Annotated in this window: 13 protein-coding genes; 3 read left to right on the top strand and 10 right to left on the bottom strand. The window is 71.8% G+C overall.

Annotation, left to right across the window (positions count from 1 at the left end; genetic code table 11):
* Positions 1–192: 192 nt before the first annotated feature.
* The 3 genes from GFH49_RS27630 to GFH49_RS27640 form a co-directional block, all read right to left on the bottom strand.
* Complete coding sequence (locus GFH49_RS27630) at positions 193–612, bottom strand: SSI family serine proteinase inhibitor (protein ID WP_155058776.1); 420 nt, start codon at positions 610–612, stop codon at positions 193–195.
* A complete protein-coding gene (locus GFH49_RS27635; RefSeq protein WP_155058777.1) occupies positions 609–2,015 on the bottom strand; it encodes a M14 family zinc carboxypeptidase in 1,407 nt (468 codons plus the stop codon). The genes GFH49_RS27630 and GFH49_RS27635 overlap by 4 nt, the downstream gene beginning before the upstream one ends.
* A 141-nt stretch (positions 2,016–2,156) precedes the next feature.
* On the bottom strand, positions 2,157–2,711 hold the full coding sequence (locus GFH49_RS27640) for an FHA domain-containing protein (protein WP_155058778.1): 555 nt from the start codon (positions 2,709–2,711) through the stop codon (positions 2,157–2,159).
* A 173-nt stretch (positions 2,712–2,884) separates the two neighbouring features.
* Here GFH49_RS27640 and treZ point away from each other — a divergent pair, with 173 nt between their 5' ends.
* Positions 2,885–4,630 carry a malto-oligosyltrehalose trehalohydrolase gene (treZ, locus tag GFH49_RS27645; RefSeq protein WP_155058779.1) on the top strand — a complete coding sequence of 582 codons (1,746 nt, stop codon included), beginning with the start codon at positions 2,885–2,887 and terminating at the stop codon, positions 4,628–4,630.
* An 81-nt stretch (positions 4,631–4,711) separates the two neighbouring features.
* Here treZ and GFH49_RS27650 read toward each other — a convergent pair whose 3' ends face one another.
* The 3 genes from GFH49_RS27650 to GFH49_RS27660 all read right to left on the bottom strand — a co-directional run bounded on the left by GFH49_RS27650 (position 4,712) and on the right by GFH49_RS27660 (position 8,214).
* The gene (locus GFH49_RS27650; RefSeq protein WP_155058780.1) at positions 4,712–5,665 is read right to left on the bottom strand and encodes an aminoglycoside phosphotransferase family protein; all 954 of its coding nucleotides are present in this window, start codon (positions 5,663–5,665) and stop codon (positions 4,712–4,714) included.
* A 47-nt stretch (positions 5,666–5,712) separates the two neighbouring features.
* Complete coding sequence (locus GFH49_RS27655; RefSeq protein WP_155058781.1) at positions 5,713–6,837, bottom strand: aminopeptidase P family protein; 1,125 nt, start codon at positions 6,835–6,837, stop codon at positions 5,713–5,715.
* A 768-nt stretch (positions 6,838–7,605) separates the two neighbouring features.
* Positions 7,606–8,214 carry a PDZ domain-containing protein gene (locus tag GFH49_RS27660; RefSeq protein WP_155058782.1) on the bottom strand — a complete coding sequence of 203 codons (609 nt, stop codon included), beginning with the start codon at positions 8,212–8,214 and terminating at the stop codon, positions 7,606–7,608.
* A gap of 485 nt (positions 8,215–8,699) precedes the next feature.
* Here GFH49_RS27660 and GFH49_RS27665 point away from each other — a divergent pair, with 485 nt between their 5' ends.
* Positions 8,700–10,229, top strand: a complete 1,530-nt coding sequence (locus tag GFH49_RS27665) for a hypothetical protein (RefSeq protein ID WP_155058783.1) — start codon at positions 8,700–8,702, stop codon at positions 10,227–10,229.
* Between the two features lie 31 nt (positions 10,230–10,260).
* Here the strand turns inward: GFH49_RS27665 and cyc2 are convergent, their stop codons facing one another.
* Positions 10,261–12,417 carry a germacradienol/geosmin synthase Cyc2 gene (gene cyc2, locus GFH49_RS27670; protein ID WP_155058784.1) on the bottom strand — a complete coding sequence of 719 codons (2,157 nt, stop codon included), beginning with the start codon at positions 12,415–12,417 and terminating at the stop codon, positions 10,261–10,263.
* A 195-nt stretch (positions 12,418–12,612) separates the two neighbouring features.
* On the opposite strand from cyc2, the gene GFH49_RS27675 reads away from it, so the two are divergent.
* Complete coding sequence (locus tag GFH49_RS27675) at positions 12,613–12,846, top strand: hypothetical protein (RefSeq protein ID WP_196218143.1); 234 nt, start codon at positions 12,613–12,615, stop codon at positions 12,844–12,846.
* Positions 12,847–12,954: 108 nt separating this feature from the next.
* Here GFH49_RS27675 and GFH49_RS27680 read toward each other — a convergent pair whose 3' ends face one another.
* The 3 genes from GFH49_RS27680 to GFH49_RS27690 form a co-directional block, all read right to left on the bottom strand.
* On the bottom strand, positions 12,955–14,151 hold the full coding sequence (locus tag GFH49_RS27680) for a damage-control phosphatase ARMT1 family protein (RefSeq protein WP_155058785.1): 1,197 nt from the start codon (positions 14,149–14,151) through the stop codon (positions 12,955–12,957).
* Between the two features lie 190 nt (positions 14,152–14,341).
* A complete protein-coding gene (locus GFH49_RS27685; protein WP_155058786.1) occupies positions 14,342–14,989 on the bottom strand; it encodes a ScbR family autoregulator-binding transcription factor in 648 nt (215 codons plus the stop codon).
* Between the two features lie 291 nt (positions 14,990–15,280).
* A complete protein-coding gene (locus GFH49_RS27690) occupies positions 15,281–17,089 on the bottom strand; it encodes a S8 family peptidase (protein WP_155058787.1) in 1,809 nt (602 codons plus the stop codon).
* Positions 17,090–17,129: the final 40 nt, after the last annotated feature.

Raw genomic sequence — 17,129 nt, forward strand, 5'->3', positions numbered from 1 at the left:
AACGGACCCCTCACACGCGCATACCAGCGATCCCGCACGGCCATCCTGGCAATCCGCCACCCCCGCGACCAACCGACGCAACACCTCAGACGACCCCGCGCCGGCCTCCGGCCACTTCGTGGGCGGCTCGCTGAAGGTGCCCTCACGCGCGCGTGCCGGTGGTTGCGGCACGCGCGCGTGACGGCCGGGCCTTCAGGTGGAACGCGCGAACAGCGATCCCGTCGACGCCGCCATCACGCACGGGTTCGAGAAGGTCTTCGTGTATGCGACCGGCCGTCCGTTCCACTCCCCGCGCGCGTGGGCGGTCACCGGTGCGTAGATCATCGTGCAGAAGGTGTCCTTCTGCGGGATGCCGCCGATGTCGCCGCCCGCGGCCTCCAGTTCCGCGCAGGCCTCGGCCGCGCGCGCGGGGCCCTTGGGCGGGTTGCACAGGAGCAGCTTGCCGGGTGTGTCGCCGGCCCGGGCCTCGCCCTGGGTGACGGTGAGGTAGAGCCAGTTGTCCGGGGGAGCCTGCCGGGGCGCCGCCTGCGCCGGGGTCGCGGAGGCGACGAGGAGCGCGGCAGCCGCGAGCAGGCCGCCCCGTACCGCTTTCGCCATGGTGAAGTACGTCATTCCCGATGCATCGGCACGGCGGCCTCCGAGCCCCACCCCGGCTCACCCGAACGGGAGCGCACCGGCCCGCGCCGCACGGCCAGTTCGAACGCGGCGAGCACCACTCGTGCCTGGTACTCCACCTGGCGGGCGACCGGGACCCAGCGGGCCCCGCAGCCGTCCCGGTAGTCCGCGCACCACGCGTGGATCAGCCGGTCCAGCTCCGGCAGCACCCCGGCCGGGTCGCGCCCCGCGCCCCCGCCCGCGCCCCCGCCCGCGCCCCCGCCCGCGCCCCCGCCCGCGACGAGCTGGTGCAGCAGCCCCGCCGTGCGCAGCGCGAGCCGGCGTCCGGCGATCCGCAGGGTGGCCAGGTGGGCGGTGCTGAGCGGGGGAAGCGGGCGCGCGCCGCCGGCGCCGTCGGCGGCCCCGCTGTCTGGATCCCAGGCGTCGGCGAGGCCGGGGCAGACCAGTAAATAGTCGTCGACCGGGGCGAGCAGACGCGCCGCGTCCGGTGCGTCCGCGTGGTGGGGCCGGATCCGCGCCAGGAGCCGCTGAAGAACCTCGGTGTCGTGGCGCAGCGTGTTGCTGACGGTCCGCAGCACTCCGGCCGGGTCGGCGGGCTCGGTGGCGTCCTCCACGGCGGCCACGCTCCACATGGGCGCCTCGACGACAGCGGTCACGGTGCCGTACGGATGCGGGTGGAACCACGTCGACTCGACGGCGGCCTCGGTGATGGCCGCGGCCAGGTCGCCCCGCTCGGGCGGCGGTATCCGGTAGACGGCGGGTCCCAGGCCGGGCCAGTACAGGGTGTCGTACGGGCCGAGTTCGCGCGGTATGCCGAGGCGGGCCGCGGTCTGCGCGACGTGCCCCGCGAGGCCGGGCAGGTCGCGGGTGAGTTCGACGAAGCCGCCGCCCACGTCGACGCCGTGCAGGGAGCACTGGAGGAAGGGCCGCAGTTCGTCCTGGAGGCCGAGCAGGGCGCGGGTCTCCGGCAGTACGGCGGCGGCAGCGCCGTCGGGCAGCCATTCGGGCTGTTCGAGGAAGCCGGGCCGGAAGAAGTTCCGGAAGTAGTGGCCGAGGGTGTACGGGCCGTGCAGCCAGCCCTCGTTGCGGCGCAGGCCGTCGGGGTCGAGGCAGAGCAGCAGGTTCCAGGTCGCGTCGGCTCCCTCGGTGAGCCGGGGATCGGCGAGGGCCCGTTCGGCGAGCCGCAGGGCGGTGGCGCCGCCCACGGGTTCATTGGCGTGCGGACCGGCGACGACGAGGGCCTGGCGGCTGCCGTGGCCGACGGCCAGCAGCCACAGGGGCGTGCCCGCGCGGGAGCTTCCGACACGGCGCAGTCGGGCGTCCCGGGGGTGCCGGGCGACGAGCGTCGCCGCCCGGGCGTGCAGCTCGTCGACGGTCGGGTAGCGGAGGAGTGGCGGCAGGGCACACCTCCGCGATGTGGCGCCGTCGGTTCACCTGTGTGCATCCTGTACGCACAGTCAGTCACGAGATGACGGGTACGTCAACACCGCGAGAGGCAAAGGCGTTTCGGCCACGGGGGCGCGCTCCCGACCAAGGCGGACTCAGTTCGAGGCGAGCCGGAACGACATCCGTCCGAAGCCGACCTGATCACCCTCACGGACAACGGCGGCCCCGATGACACGCCGACCGTTGACTGTCGTCCCGTTGGTCGAGCCGAGGTCCCGCAGCACCCACATGCCGCCCTGCCGGCTGAGTTCGGCGTGCACCCGGGACACCGTCTCGTGGGTCAGCCGGAGCCCGTTGGCGGCGTCGCGCCCTATGCGCAGGGGACGGCCGTTGCCCGGGTGGGGCAGCAGCAGCTTGGGCAGTCGCTCGGCCTGCCAGGCCCTGCGCAGCCGTACCGTGAAGCCGGAGACGGCCTCGACGGTACCGAAAACCAGCCGCGACAGACGGCTCTCGGTGGGCGGCAGGTCGGCGGTGAGAACCGCGAGGTCCTCGGACCGGCGGGCGGTGAGGGCCAGCTCCATGCGCCGGATGAACGTGTCGTGCGACAGACGCCCCATGGCGACGCCGTCCCGAAGCACCTTCAGCGCTCTGTCGCGCTCCGCGTCGGAGAGCCGCGCGGGGTACGTGTTGAACTCGGAAGACGGCGTCACGCTCGTGATTGTCGGTCAGCGAACGCCGGGTGTCCAGAAATCGCGGGAACAGCCGCCACGCGCGCGTATCCGGCGACACCCCTCGCAAAAGGGAAGATTCAAAAGCGGATTGATCCCGTTTGAAGCACCATGGACGGGCTACATCACGGTGAGCAGACGAAGGGGAACCGTCCGTGCAGTTCGAGGTGTGGGCACCGCAGGCAGGCCGTGTGACGCTCCAGTGCGACGGCGTCACGTGCGCGTTGGAGCGCGATCCTGACCGAGCGGGCTGGTGGAGGAGGGAGGCCCAGGCGCAGGACGGCTCGCGGTACGGGTTCGCGCTTGACGACGGCCCTGTGCTGCCCGACCCGCGCTCACGTCGGCAGCCGGACGGCCCGGACGGGCTGAGCGCGGTCGTCGACCACGAGCAGTACGCGTGGCGCGGTGAGTGGGCCGGGCGCCCGCTGCCCGGCGCGGTCCTGTACGAGCTGCATGTGGGCACGTACACGCGCGAGGGCACTCTGGACGCGGCCGCCGACCGGCTCGGGCATCTCGTCGAACTGGGCGTCACCCACGTCGAGTTGATGCCGGTGTGCCCGTTCCCCGGGCGGCACGGATGGGGGTACGAGGGGGTCTCGCTGTGGGCGGTGCACGAGCCCTACGGCGGCCCCGAGGCGCTGAAACGGTTCGTCGACCGGGCTCACGAGCTGGGCCTGGGCGTGGTTCTCGACGTGGTGCACAACCACCTGGGGCCGTCCGGGAACTACCTGCCCCGGTTCGGCCCGTACTTCACCGACACGCACCACACGCCCTGGGGCTCCGCCGTGAACCTGGACGCGCCCGGTTCGGACGAGGTGCGCGCGTATCTGCTGGGCAGCTCGCTGGCGTGGCTGCGCGACTACCGCATCGACGGGCTGCGCCTGGACGCGGTGCACGCGCTGGCCGACACGCGCGCGTGCCACTTCCTGGAGGAGCTGTCGACGGCCGTGGACGCCCTCGCCGCCGACCTGGGCCGGCCGCTCTTCCTCGTCGCCGAGGCCGATCTCAACGACCCCCGGCTGGTCACTCCGCGCGAGGACGGCGGCCTGGGCCTGCACGCGCAGTGGAACGACGACTTCCACCACTCCCTGCACACGGCGCTGACCGGCGAGTCCCAGGGCTACTACGCCGACTTCGCGCGTGCCCCGTTGGCGGCGCTCGCCAAGACGCTCACCGGCGGCTACTTCCACGACGGCACGTATTCGAGCTTCCGGGGCCGGTGCCACGGCCGCCCCCTGGACCGCACCCGCGTGGCCGCGCACCGGCTCCTCGGCTACGGCCAGACCCACGACCAGGTGGGCAACCGCGCCCTGGGGGACCGGCTTTCGTCGTCCCTCTCCCCCGGGCTGCTGGCCTGCGCGGCGACACTGACGCTGACCGCGCCGTTCACACCCATGCTGTTCATGGGTGAGGAGTGGGCCGCCTGCACGCCCTGGCAGTTCTTCACCGACCACACCGACCCCGACCTCGCCGAGTCCGTACGACGGGGCAGACGGCGGGAGTTCGCCGCGCACGGCTGGGCCGAGGAGGATGTGCCCGACCCGCAGGACCCTGCGACGCGTGACCGTTCCTGCCTCGACTGGTCCGAGCCGGAGAACGAGCCCCACGCGCGCGTGCTGGCCTGGTACCGCCACCTCATCGCCCTGCGCCACGAGCAGGCCGACCTCACCGATCCCGACCTCGCCGACACCAAGGTGGCCTACGACGAGGTGGAGCGCTGGCTCGCCTTCCGGCGCGGGGACGTCCGCGTGGCCGTCAACCTCGCCAAGGAGCCGGCGGCCATCCCCCTGGGCCCGCGCCCCGTGCAGGTGCTCGCCGCATGGGAGCCGGTCGAAGCGCCGGGCGCGGAAGGGATGCTGCATCTGCCCGGAGAGGCGTGCGTGGTGCTGCTGCAGGCGTGAGCGGGGCGCGCGTAAACGCTTGCGCGCTGGCCGTGGCCCATCAGTCCGCCTAAGGGAGCCAGGAGCCCGACCGGTCCCGGCTCAGGGCTCCTCGTCCTTCTCCTCCTCCCGCAACTCCGTCACCCGTTCCAGCAGGATCGCCTCCCAGGCCCGCTCCAGCTGCTCATGCAGCAGTGGCAGGGGGCCGCCGCCCCGGCCTTCGAGGCGCTCGGCAAGGCGGATGAGGCTGTCGCAGCGGGCGAGCCACAGGCCGCGCAGGCAGGGGCGGGCGCTGTAGCCGGCGAGGGTGGCGGCGCGGACGGCGGCTGGGGAGCCGACGGCGCGCGCGAGGCCGGCGATGTCCTCGGCGGGGTCCCCGAGGACCGCGTCGGCCCAGCCGAGGACGCCGCGCACCCGGCCGTCGGCGGCGACCACGAGGTGCTCGCCGGTGAGTGCGTGGTGGACGAGGACCGTGGCGCCGGGCTGGGCGGCGAGCTGGACCGCGGCGGGTGCGGTGAGCTGGTGGAGGCGGACCGCGTCGAACTCGTCGGCGGCGGCGAGACGCCTGGCGGCGTGTTCGGCGGACCGGCGCAGGGCCTCCAGCGAGCGCGGGGCGGCACGCGGGACGCCGAGGGTCTCGGCCTGCCGTACGGGCACCTCGCGCAGCCCGGTGAGCACCCCGGCCAGGTCGGCCTCCCCGACGGCCGACACGTCGTACTCCTCGCCGGAGCCGCCGGGCATCTTGGTGTCCAGGGTGTACGTCAGGCCGGGCGCCCACTCGCCGTGCGCCACGCTCGTCGGCACGGCGACCGGGACGTGCGGGCGGACGAGGTCGCGCAGGCGCAGTTCGCGGCGCTGGCGGACGGCGGCCGCGCGGTCGGTGGCGAGCCGCAGGACATGGCGGGTACCGACCCACCAGGTGGCGTGCCCGCCGCCCTCCGCGACCGGCCGGACGTCGGGTCCGGCGGCGCCCTTCGCCGCGGAGGCGCCGTCCTTGAGCAGGGAACGGACCAGTCTGCGGACGGTGTCCGCGGTGGGTGTCGGTGCCTGGGTCATGGTGCCGTCGTCGTTCGAAGTCGTCGTGGGAGGCTCCTGGTGTTCGGTCAGTTCACTATGACCAGCTCGCGAGTGGTGTCGTTGAGGCGGCGGCCGCCGTCCTCGGTGACCGTGACGATGTCCTCGATGCGGACGCCGAAGCGGCCGGGCAGATAGACGCCGGGCTCGACGGAGAAGCACATGCCGGGCACGAGGGGCTGTTCCTCGCCCTCGATCATGTACGGCGGCTCGTGCGTGGTGACGCCGATGCCGTGTCCGGTGCGGTGGATGAAGTACTCGCCGTATCCGGCGCCGGCGATGACGGCGCGGGCGGCCCGGTCCACCTCCTGGCAGGCCACCCCGGGCCGTACCGCCCTGAAGCCCGCCTCCTGGGCCTCGCGCACCAGATCATGGACCCGGCGCTCCTCGTCGGTCGGCTCGCCGACGTGGACCGTGCGGGAGGTGTCGGAGCCGTAGCCGTCCTTCAGGCCGCCGAAGTCGAGGACGACCATGTCGCCGTGCTCGATGACCCTCTCGCCCACTTCGTGGTGCGGATTGGCGCCGTTCGGGCCCGACGCGACGATGGTGAAGTCGACCTGCGAGTGCCCGTACCGGCGCAGCAGATCGGAGAGGTCGGCGGCGACGTCGGATTCCTTGCGGCCGGCGAAGGGAACCTTCCGGATCTCCTCGAACGTTGCGTCTGCGGCCGCTCCCGCGGCCGCCAACAGCCTCAGTTCCGCCTCGTCCTTGACGGCACGGAGCATCGGCAGGGCGTCGGTGAGGGAGGCGTACGAGGTGCGCGGCAGCGCCTTCTGCAGGCCCAGCAGATGCATGGCCCAGGCGTTGTCGCTGATGCCGAACCGCCCGGTGGAGTCGAGGAGCGCGGCGGTGGCGGCGTAGGGGTCCTTGCCGTCGGTCCAGTCGCGCAGCGTCAGTGCGGGCGTGCCGGCCGCCTTGGCCGCGTCCGGGGCCTCCAGGGTGGGCACGACGAGTACGGGGTCCCGCCCGGGGGTGAGCACCAGCACGGTGAGCCGTTCGGTGACCGCGGTGGGCGCGTAGCCGGTCAGCCACACCAGGTCGGGCCCCGGCGCCACGAGCAGCCCGGCGAGCCCCGCGTCGGCGGCCGTCCGCGCCGCGCGCTCCATCCGGGCCCGGTAGTCGTCGGCGCCGAAGGGCGCCGCAGTGCCGGTCATCCTGGCCTCCCTCTGCGGCTGAAGGGCCTACGGGCAGCATCCTGCCCGCACGGCGGGGGCCGCGCGAGCCGATTCGCCGCTCCTGTCGGCGCTCGCTCGGTGAGCCGGGGCGCATGGTCGACGCCAACGTGCTCAGCACCGCCCGTGCCACGTGCGCGGCCGTGCCCAGGCTGATCGAGCGCCGGGGAGCGATCGCCAGCCTCTCGTCCATTGTCCCCCGGCGCCCGGGAGTCTCCCGGGCGCTCTCGTCTCGGCCAAGGCGGCTCACTGCGCTCGGCGAGTCCCTGGCCGAGGAACGGTCCCCGAGACGTACGCGTGAACACCGTTTCCCCCGGTCCGGTCCGCATCTCCGTCGGTCCGGTCCGCGTCTCCGTCCACCGGGACCCCACCCATGCCGGTCGCGGCGGCCCCTCGAAGACGCACAGGCGGGCCAGCGCGACCAGGTGCCGCGCGACCATCCGCGTGACGTCGTCGCCGGTCGCGCCGCATCACCCGTTGCCCGGCTCCTTCCGGCAGCGCCATCCGGACCTGCCAGCCGCACTGCTTCATCGGCGGCGGCCCGAGATCGCCGGGCTGTCACCGGGCACGCTCACACGCCCGCCGCCAGTACGTTCGCGGGGCGGCCGGTGGTCGTCGGGCCCGGGGTGACGCGGACGCCGCGGGTGCCATGGGGGAGCGAGCAGGTGGCGGACCCGGACGTTCCGGTCGGGTCGGCCTTTCCTGTGCCGACCGGCTGGAGGGGGCGGCTTGCCGGTCATTTCCGGGTGGTCATGTGACGACGCCCGGGATGATCGTCAACTGCTGGTAGCCACCGCTCTCATGACGCACCGTCAAGGTGACCGCCGCTCCCGGGCGGGTGTCGGCGACCGCTTGCGCGAGGTCGGCGGCCGAGTCGATCCGGGTCGTGTCGAAGGAGAGGAGTACGTCGCCCCTGACCAGGCCCGCCGTGTAGCCCGGGCCTGGGACGTGGACGCCGACGACCAGCGCTCCGGACTTCTCGGCGTCCACGGCCTCCAAGCCGAGCGTGGCACCTGCGGGCGCCGGTGACGGAGTGGGCTTGGCAGGCGGTGGAGTGGGGCCGGGGAGCGCCGAGGCTGACGGGGCCGCCGGGGCCGCACCCTGGCTCGGCCGGCCCGCCTGCCCCGCACGGCTTTGCAGATCGGCCAGTTTGCTCATGCCGATCACGGTGGCGCCGACCGTCCCGAGGCCGACGCCGGACAGGACCAGGACCGTCCCGACGAGCAGGCCGAACAGCAGGGTGGTGAGCCGTCGGCGACGCCGTCGGGCGGCATGCGGGCGCCGGAGGGGGCCGGGCGTGGGGCTGTCGCCGGACTCCTGACCGGGCATCGGCTTGGGACGCAACGCAGTCTGTTCCATGTCTCGCCTCCGGCTGAGAACTACCCGGTGCGCCGGCGCACGACGAGCCACGAACGAGTGAGACTGACCCACGGTCAAGAACGGGAAGCCATACTGACTCACTCCTAATGGCGCGGTAAGACGCTGGGCGATCTCTCATCCGAGCGTCTTTGGGCGGGTCGGTATGTGGTGATCCGTAGTCGCTCCTGAGGCCTGACCTCTCAAGACAGAGCCGGCCCCACGTGCCTGCCCGCCCAGTGAAGCAGCGCCGGGGGTGGCGGGGCCGGCACCCACGCATCGCCGAACTTTCGGGCCGTCCCTTCTTCCTGACCCCGCTCTTCCAGCCGGAACCGTCCGGCGACGGTTCCCGTCCGCACCCGAGGGGCCGCGCACTGGCCGGCGCCGCCGTGGAACACGCACGTCAGGCGGCCATGGAGCACGAACGTCAGCCCGTGTGAGCCGAGCGGCAAGGCCCGTTGTCAGTGGCGGCTGTTACGTTCTGTGACATGACCGATCACGCCTTGCGACTCCTCAGGCAGGACCCTCACCTGGCCGAACTGGCCGCGTTCCCCTTCAACTTCGACCTGGCCCGCGCGGACCACGGCCATGCCGAGCCGGTCCGCCTCGCCTCGGGCGGTCCGCTGGAGGTGGTGGCCGGGGACGACACGGGCGGTACGTATTTCGTGTGCGGGGACGGCTCCCTGCTGTACGCCGACTCCGAGGGCTCGGCCGGGATCATCGGCTCAAGTGCTGACGAGGCGCTTGCGATAGTGATCGGCCTGCCCGGCTGGCATGACTACCTGGATCTGTCGCCCAAGGACGGCGAGGAGGCCATCCTCGCGCGGGTCGCGGAGATCGAGGAGGAGATCCGGGAGTACCACCCGATCGACGAGGAACGGGCCGAGCTCCGCGCCGCGCTGGGCCTGCCCGAGCGCTCCCCGGTCGAGCTGATCGGGATGCTGCATACCGCCCTGCTGCGTACCGAACCCGACTTCCTGCTGCTGAACGGGGCTGAGTTGTGCGCGTACGACCTGCTCGACCGGCATCCGCGACCCCCGCTGTGGGAGCCGGTGCTCGCGCGGGGCAGGGCCGATCTGGCCTCGTTGCGGGCGGGCGAGCGGGACGTGTGGGACGTGATGGCCGAGGATGCCGTACGACGCCGGCTCGCGCTGCGCGCCGCGCAGTTCGACCGCGCGGAGGGCGATCTCCGCCTGTTGAGGCATCTGCTGCGGCACGAGGCGGACTCGTCGATGACCGACGAACTGCGGCTCGCCGCCGTGCTGGTGGGGCTGCGGGGAGACATCGCCGATCTGCCGTTGCTGCACGAGGTCCGCGAGACGGACTACGACACGCACTGTGGCCTCAGTGAGATGCCCCGGCCAGGAGCGGACGCCGCCGAGTTGCTGCGCTGGGCCCGGGAACTGGACGACTCGCTGTTCGGTACGGACCCGGCCGACGAACCGCTGTCCACCTGGACGGAACTGGCCCTGGACCAGGGCCTGACCGAACTCGCCCGGGTGGCACTGATCCGCCGGCTCGACGAGATCGTCATGGACCGGAGCACGCTGCGGCGGGCCCAGGACCCTACAGGGCTGGAGACGTCGCGGCTCAGATCGCTCGCCCGTAGGCTGGAACAGGCGGGCGACCTCCCCCAGGCGCTGCGCGCCCAGCGCCTCTGCACCACCCTGAAGGACACGGCCTGGAACCGGGTGTCGGCCCGGCTGACCCAGGCCCGCCTGGAACGCGAATGCGGGCAACTCCCGCCTGCTGCCCGCTCACTGGCCGCCCTTCGGGACATCCTGGCGAAACCGGGCGACGACTCCCTCCGGCACTGGCACGGTGTGAACCTGGGCCGCTTCATAGCCGAGGAGCACTACGCCCTCACCCGAGCCCTGGCCGAAGCGGGCTCCTCCGATGGCGCCCGAGCGCTCCTCGCCGCCGCCGACGCGATACTCGGCGAGCTCTCGGAGAACGCCGCGAACGGCGTCCGGGAGCTCGCCGAGGAGACCGCGAAGCGGGTGCGGGACGTCAGCTGACCGCGCCGACTTCAGCCGATGACCGCCGGTCTCAGCCGACGGGCAGGGCGGGCGGACGGTCCGGGAGGAAGCCGTGAGCGCGCCGGGCCAGGAAGTCGGCCTTGTAGCGGTCGACCTTCCGGTGCCAGTTCAGGATGCCCGCCATCCAGTTCTCCAGGTCGGTGACGTATCCCTGCATGATCGCGCGGGCCTCGTCGGAAAGCCCGAAGTCCTCGTAGACGAGGGGCAGTTCATGCGCGGCGACATGCTGGAACTGCTGCATGCGCTGGGTCATCAGGTCTTGGACGACGCCGACCGCGGCCGGGTAGTCGCAGCCGAAGAAGTTCTGGACGACAAGGACAGCGTTGTGGATCTCGCCCTCGTACTCGATCTCCTTCTGGTAGGAGAACACGTCGTTCAACAGACAGGCGTAGTCGGCGGCGGCGTTCTCCAGCGAGCGGACGGAGCCGGTGCGGTACACCTCCGCGGGGACGGCGGGGCCGTGGCCCATCCGGCACAGGCTCATGGTGAGGTCGGAGCCGAAGGTGGCACGCCGCATCTCCAGATAGTCGACCGGGTCGGGGATGCGGTTCTGGAGCTGGTTGGACAGCTCCCACACCCAGCTCTCGGTCATGACGTCCACCGTGGCCTTCACGGTGCGCCGTTGCTCGGCGGTCATCTCCGCCGTGGTGCGGGCCCACAGGTCGATCAGTCCGCGCTCCATCGCGTTCGCGGGGGCGGGTACCTCCTCGCCGTCGACGGGCATACAGGCCGACAGGCGTGCCGTGGTCAGGCGGGCGGCGGCCAGGTCGCGGCGGTGGCCGAAGACGAGCGGGTAGTAGTCGTCGCCGTAGGTGCCCCAGGCGAGCCACTGGGCACTGAGATCGAGGGCCTCGGGAGTGGCGTCGGGATCGAGACCAGCCGAGCACAGCGCGAGGTCGTAGGCACGGAGTTTGTCCTCGTCCCAGACTCCTTCCTGGAGGATGCCCATGCGGCCCGCCCAGCCGGTGAGGTGGTGACGGGCGTCGTCGAGGTGCTGGCTGAGCTCCACCTGGAAGGGCATGTGGAAGTCGGGCAGGAGGGAGGGGCCGACCTTCTGGAACGGCACGTGGGTGTGGGCACGCAAGCGCTCGGCACCGGCCGTGGCGAGGAGCGCGCCGACGTCGGCGGCGGAGGTGCCGGGGCCGGTCAGGCCCTGCCAGGGCGAGGTGGCGCGGGCGCGCTCGTTCATGTACCGGCTGGAGCGCATGTGCCATTCATGGCCACCGGACTGCCAGTCCTGAAGTCCCTTGGTGTACGCGGCGATCGCGGCGAGTTCCCCGGGGGCGAGGCCCTGCTCCAGGGCCAGTGCGGGCACCTCGGTGAGCGCGGTGTGCTCGAACTGGTGCAGCCGGGAGGTCAGGATGTCGTTGACGGTGTCGGCGGCCTCCTGGGTGGTGCAGCCGAAGAAGGTCTCCAGGACGAGCACGCCGTTGCTGAGCTCGCCCTCGTCCTCGACCTCCCGTTGGTAGGAGAAGAGGTCGTTACGCAAGTGCACCGCGTCGGAGAACGTCTCCATGAGGACCCTGATCGGCCTCGACCCGGCGACGGCCGCGGGCACTTCGGCGGTCGCGTACTCCACGAGCCCCGACGACCAGGGGGCGCCGCCCACCTTGCGGCGCATCTCGACGTACTCGACGGGGTTGGCGATCCGCCCCTCGTTGATGTTGGACAGCTCCCACAGGGATTCGTTGAGCAGATGCTCGGTGGCGACCGAGAAGCGCCGCCGCCAGTCGGCGGACATGGCGGGCACCGTGCGCGCCCACAGGTCGGCGAGGCCCGCCTCCACCGGGTTCTGCGGCTCGGGCACCTCGGCGGACAGGTCCATCGGCATGAACAGCGGCAGCCGGTCCAGGTAGGCCTTGCCGCCGGCGCGGTCCTGGGTGCGCTTGAAGATCTCCAGGAAGTGGTCGTCGAAGAAGAAGACCCACACGTACCAGTCGGTGATGAGGGAGAGGGCGGGTCCGTCGCAGTCGGGGTGGGTGTAGGCGCAGAGCAGGCCGTAGTCATGCGCGTCGAGGTCGGACTGCTCCCAGATCCCGGACCCCTCCAGCATGCCCATCTCGCGCGCCCAGGCGACCGAGTGGGCGCGGGCCTCGTCGACATGCGGGTTCAGCCGCGCGGGATACGGCATGTAGAAGGGCGGGAGTTCGAAGGGCTGCTGCGTCATGGCCCGGCCCTACCCACGTGTTTCGGGGGACATCCGCGACCCCGGACATGATCACACCATCGCGTGAATCAGGGGTGAATCCGGGAGTTCTCGACGGGACTTGTGGCGTTCGTCTCTACGCGCGCGCCGTCAACCTGCCCGAGGTTCCGCCCACGAGCAAGGGCGGCGGTCGAGGCGGCGCGGCTCCAGGGAGGGGTGCCAACACTTCGCACATCGGCGATCCGGCGTACGACACGGCGGACTCCGGCGACACGGCCCCGGGCCAATCTGCGCGTCGACTACGTCCTGCCGTCCAGGGGGCTCATACCCGGGTCGAACGGCGTGTTCTGGCCGACGTCCGACGACCCGCTGTACCGCCTGGTGGGCGGCGAGCCGAACGTGCCGACCTCCGATCACCGGCTGGTGTGGCAGGACGTGCGCGTGGTCTGACCGTCAGCGTCAGGACTCCCCGGCTCTTGCCGGGGAGTTCGACGGGCAGGTCTCTACGACGCGGGAGCCGGGGCCCGGGAGCGGACGACGACGCGGTCGCCGACGTGGTCACTGCCGGTGCAGGTGACGTGACCAGGTGCGGACCTGGATCAGCGCGTGCGTGCCACCGGTCCGCCAGCGCTGTCCTTCCGCGGCCACCAGTGCGGCCTCCGTGGCGGCGTCGAGGCCGGTGATCACATCGGACTTCAGTGTGCGCAACGCGGCGACCGGCCCCGGGAAGTACGCGGTGACCTCGTCGAACGGCGTGGTCGGCGGCCACATCCGGTCGCCCACCAGGCGGCGGTAGTTGAGGTCGCCCTTCACCACGGTGAGCGTGGCCGAGGCGAACTCCGCCCGGAGGTCGTCGGGCATGTCGGCGTACGGCAGCGGGGCGCAGGAGAAGGGGTGGGCCCGTACCGCCAGGCGGCCGTCGGTCATCGCCGCCCACAGCTCACGCCCGTACCCGGCGGCCACGCCCGGCACGGAGGCGATCCGACGCAGCGCGTCGAGGACGTCGGCGGTGGTGGCGTCGGAGACGTAGTAGGGGTACGGCTTGATGTGCAGCACCGCCCGCCCGATGTGCCCGTGCGCGAGGAGGTGGGCGATGAGGAGCAGATCGGGGATGAGTTCACGGCCCGCGTTGTCGGCGACAAGGCAGAGCGTGCCGGAGGATTCCAGCAACGGCCACAGGGTCTCGCTGTCGTCGGCGACCAGGGCGGGTGTGGCGGCCGGGGATCCCGCGCCCCTGGCTGAGAGGCGGAAGCCGAGGTCCGCGCGGTTGCCCCACAGCGAGCCGTGCAGCAGGGCGCGCGCCTGCTCGTCGGCCGGTTTCGCCTCCAGGTCGTCGAGCGCGGCGAGTTCCTCGTCCGTTTCCGGGGCGCCGAGTTCGGCGAGCTTGGAAGGGCGGAAGGGATCGATGCCCTGCCAGGTTCCGGGGCCGAAGTAGCCGACCGCGTCGAGCAGCCGGCGGTAGAAGTAGCTCTCGGACCACAGCCAGGGGATGTCGAACCAGGACCGTCCGGTATGGTCGGCCGCGCCCCAGGCCTGCCAGCGCTCCCGGTCGGGCGCGTCGGCCGGGAGCGGTTCGACCACGCCCTTGGTGCAGTTGTCGAGGAGCGCGTCGAGCGCACGCCGATGCTGGGGACCGTACGGGAAGGCGTCCCGGATCTGCCGCACGATCGCGGGATGCCGTTCGGCGAGCACGCTGTGCGGGAACGAGCCGGATTCGTTGCCGAGGATGACTGGCGCGGACGGGGCGAAGGGCATGGGCGTCACCGTATCGCCCCGTCGTCACCGTATCGGGCCCTGAGCGGCTCGCGCGAAGTCGGCTGCGGTTCTTCAGCACCGCAAAGGGCGCGGGGCTGATCAGGAGTGGGGGCGACCAGCCACGACGGCCCGCAAACGACCGACGACAGACCGCGGCACTTGACAGACCGCGGCACTTCCCGCGGCGCGCTCAGGCGGCCGTGATCTCCCGCTCCAGTCGGGTGGCGAGGCTCAGATAGCGGGCTCGCCGGGGGACGGGCACCAGGCCGCGGATCAGGACGTGCCACATTTCTGCCGTCCGGCGGGGCTGTCTGGCGAGAGGGTCGAGGGAGCGCCCCACGACCCGGGTGCCGACGAAGAAGGAGACCACGGCGTGGGCGACGGCTTCTATGTCGATGTCCTGGTGGACGTCGGATTCCTTGACCGCGCCGCCGAGCTTGCGCGAGATGAACTCCAGCCACTCGGTGAAGGGATGCCGCAGCGGGGGCCGTACGGCGACCCCGGCAGTGGCGAGCCGGAGTCCGGCCCGGTGTATCGGGCCCTGCACGGACAGGCGGGCGATGCCGAACGTGGTGCGGATCAGCGCTTCGAGGGAGGTGCAGCCCCGGCTGTCGATCTCCTCCACCAGTCTGCGGCCCGCCGTGGACTGGATCTCCAGGATGGCGTGGGCCAGGTCCTCCTTGGCCGCGAAGTGGAAGTACAGGGCGCCCTTGGTGACCTGGGCGTGCTCGACGATGCCGCTCAGGCTGGTCGACTCGTAACCCTGGCGGTCGAACAGGTCGGCGGCCGCGGTGATGATCGCCGCGCGGGTCTGCTCGGCGCGTAACTGCCTCGCCATCGTGGGGGCTCCTGAACAAAAAAGACGGCTCGCGCCGTTTGTTTCTGACTCCCCGTAGAAGATAACTCAGCGTACAGCGTGGCCGACGAGCCGAAGTCGTACCGCCGGCTTTCACTCCATTCCCGCGACTTGCGCGTTCACACTCTTCGTATCATGTGACGCGATGAAGGGTTGGCTGAAAAGGAGGGTGGACGGTATCGAACGACGGCAGAAGACGACGGGCCGGCCGGTGCCCATCCGCACCGGCCGGCCCGTCCGCTCGTGGCCGTCCGTCAGTTCACGGCCGTCCGCTCAGAAGGTCAGCTTCCAGCTGTTGAGCCTGCCGGTGTCCTGCGCCGCGGTGTCCTGGACGCGCAGCTTCCAGGTGCCGTTCGCGGTCTCGCTCGACGCGTTCACCGTGTAGGTGGTGTTGACGTTGTCGGCCGAGTCCGACGAGCTGGCGGACTTCAGGCGGTAGGTCGAACCGTCCGGCGCGACCAGGTCGATGACCAGGTCACCGCGGTAGGTGTGGGTGATGTCCACGCCGACCTGGAGCGCCGAGGGGGCGTTGCCGCTGCGACCGCTGACCGCGATCGAGGACTCGATCGCCGAGCCGTTGTCCGGGATGGAGACAGCCGTGCTGCTGGAGAAGGTGGTGCCCCCCGTGGAGCCGCCGGAGCCGCTCACCGCCTGCACCGTCTTTGCCGCGTCCGCCAGGCCCGCGCCGCAGCCGCCCGAGCAGGACCCCGGCAGGGCACGGGCGTTGGTCTTGATGGCCGATTCGATCTGGGCCGGGGTCAGCGCGGAATTGGCCGACTTCATCAGCGCGGCGAGGCCCGCGATGTGCGGGGTGGCCATGCTGGTGCCCTGGTAGTACGCGTACGACTCGCTCGACGGCGTCCTGGTGCCGGAGTTCAGCGTGGACAGGATGCCGTTCGCGGTGCCGGTGCTGGTCTGGCCGCCGGGCGCCGAGATGTCCACGAGGGAGCCGTAGTTGGAGTAGGACGCCTTGGCGCCGGTGCGGTTGGTGGCCGCGACCGAGATCACGTTGTTGCAGTTGCCCGGCGAGTGGTTGGCCACGTTGTCGTTGTCGTTGCCCGCGGCCACGACAATCGTGGTGCCCCGGTTCACGGCCGCGTTGATGGCGCTCTGCGTCGCCGAGGTGCACGCCCCGTCGCCGCCCAGGCTCATGTTGACGACCTTGGCGACGTTGGAGTTGGCGGGCACACCGGAGACGGTGCCGCCGGATGCCCAGGTGATGGCGTCGATGATGTCGGAGTCGTAGCCACCGCACTTGCCGAGCACACGCAGCGGGGAGATCTTGGCGCCGTAGGCGATGCCCGCGACACCCTTGCTGTTGTTGGTGGCCGCGGCGATGGTGCCCGCCACGTGGGTGCCGTGCCAGGAGGAGTTGCTGGCCGGGATGCCGGAGCCGCACTCGCCCGCGTTGTACCAGTCGCCCGGGTCGGCCGGGTTGCTGTCACGGCCGTCTCCGTCGACGGAGACGGCGGTGTCGGCAATGAAGTCGTAACCGCTTACGACGTTCGCCGCGAGGTCGGAGTGGGTTACGTAACCGGTGTCGATGACGGCGACGGTGACACCGCTGCCGGTGGAGGTCGACCAGGCACCCGGCACGTTCATGCCCGCGGTGGTCTCGAACAGGTCCCACTGCTTGGCGTACTCGGTGTCGTTCGGGTCGGCCTGCGGGGTGTTGAGGCGGTCCGGAACGACATAGGCGACCTGCGGGTCGGCCCGGTACTCGGCGACGACGTCGGCGACGTCGCTCCTCGTGAGGTTCTCGCCGAGGTCGACCAGGGCGGCACCGGTGCCGAGGCGGCGCTGGAAGTCCAGGTCTTCGCCGGCCTCCTTGCCCTTGGCCATGGCGTCGGCGTCCGCGGCCTTGTTCGACGTGGCCTCGGTGGCACCGGACTTGTAGCCGACGATGAGGCGCTCGGTGAGGGTGCCGGGGGCGGCCTCGGTCTGCGCGGCCGGAACGGCGGCGGCTTCCGGAGCGGCGGTTTCCTGCGCTGCGGCGACCGAGGCGGTGGCGGCGGTGACGAGAGCGGCGGAGACCGCCGCGACGGATATCAGCTTCCGTCTGAGGGAGGGGGAGGTACGCAAGGGCTTGCCTTTCGTGGCCGGACTCCGGGCAGCGCGGAGC

Source organism: Streptomyces blattellae (assembly GCF_009709555.1).
Taxonomy (GTDB): domain Bacteria; phylum Actinomycetota; class Actinomycetes; order Streptomycetales; family Streptomycetaceae; genus Streptomyces; species Streptomyces blattellae.

Excerpts from the sequence above, each read along its gene's own strand:
- GFH49_RS27655 (WP_155058781.1), bottom strand. The coding sequence starts at position 6,837 with ATGACCGGCACTGCGGCGCCCTTCGGCGCCGACGACTACCGGGCCCGG.
- GFH49_RS27685 (WP_155058786.1), bottom strand. The coding sequence starts at position 14,989 with ATGGCGAGGCAGTTACGCGCCGAGCAGACCCGCGCGGCGATCATCACC.
- cyc2 (WP_155058784.1), bottom strand. The coding sequence starts at position 12,417 with ATGACGCAGCAGCCCTTCGAACTCCCGCCCTTCTACATGCCGTATCCC.
- GFH49_RS27660 (WP_155058782.1), bottom strand. The coding sequence starts at position 8,214 with ATGGAACAGACTGCGTTGCGTCCCAAGCCGATGCCCGGTCAGGAGTCC.
- GFH49_RS27650 (WP_155058780.1), bottom strand. The coding sequence starts at position 5,665 with ATGACCCAGGCACCGACACCCACCGCGGACACCGTCCGCAGACTGGTC.
- GFH49_RS27680 (WP_155058785.1), bottom strand. The coding sequence starts at position 14,151 with ATGCCCTTCGCCCCGTCCGCGCCAGTCATCCTCGGCAACGAATCCGGC.
- GFH49_RS27665 (WP_155058783.1), top strand. The coding sequence starts at position 8,700 with ATGACCGATCACGCCTTGCGACTCCTCAGGCAGGACCCTCACCTGGCC.
- GFH49_RS27630 (WP_155058776.1), bottom strand. The coding sequence starts at position 612 with ATGACGTACTTCACCATGGCGAAAGCGGTACGGGGCGGCCTGCTCGCG.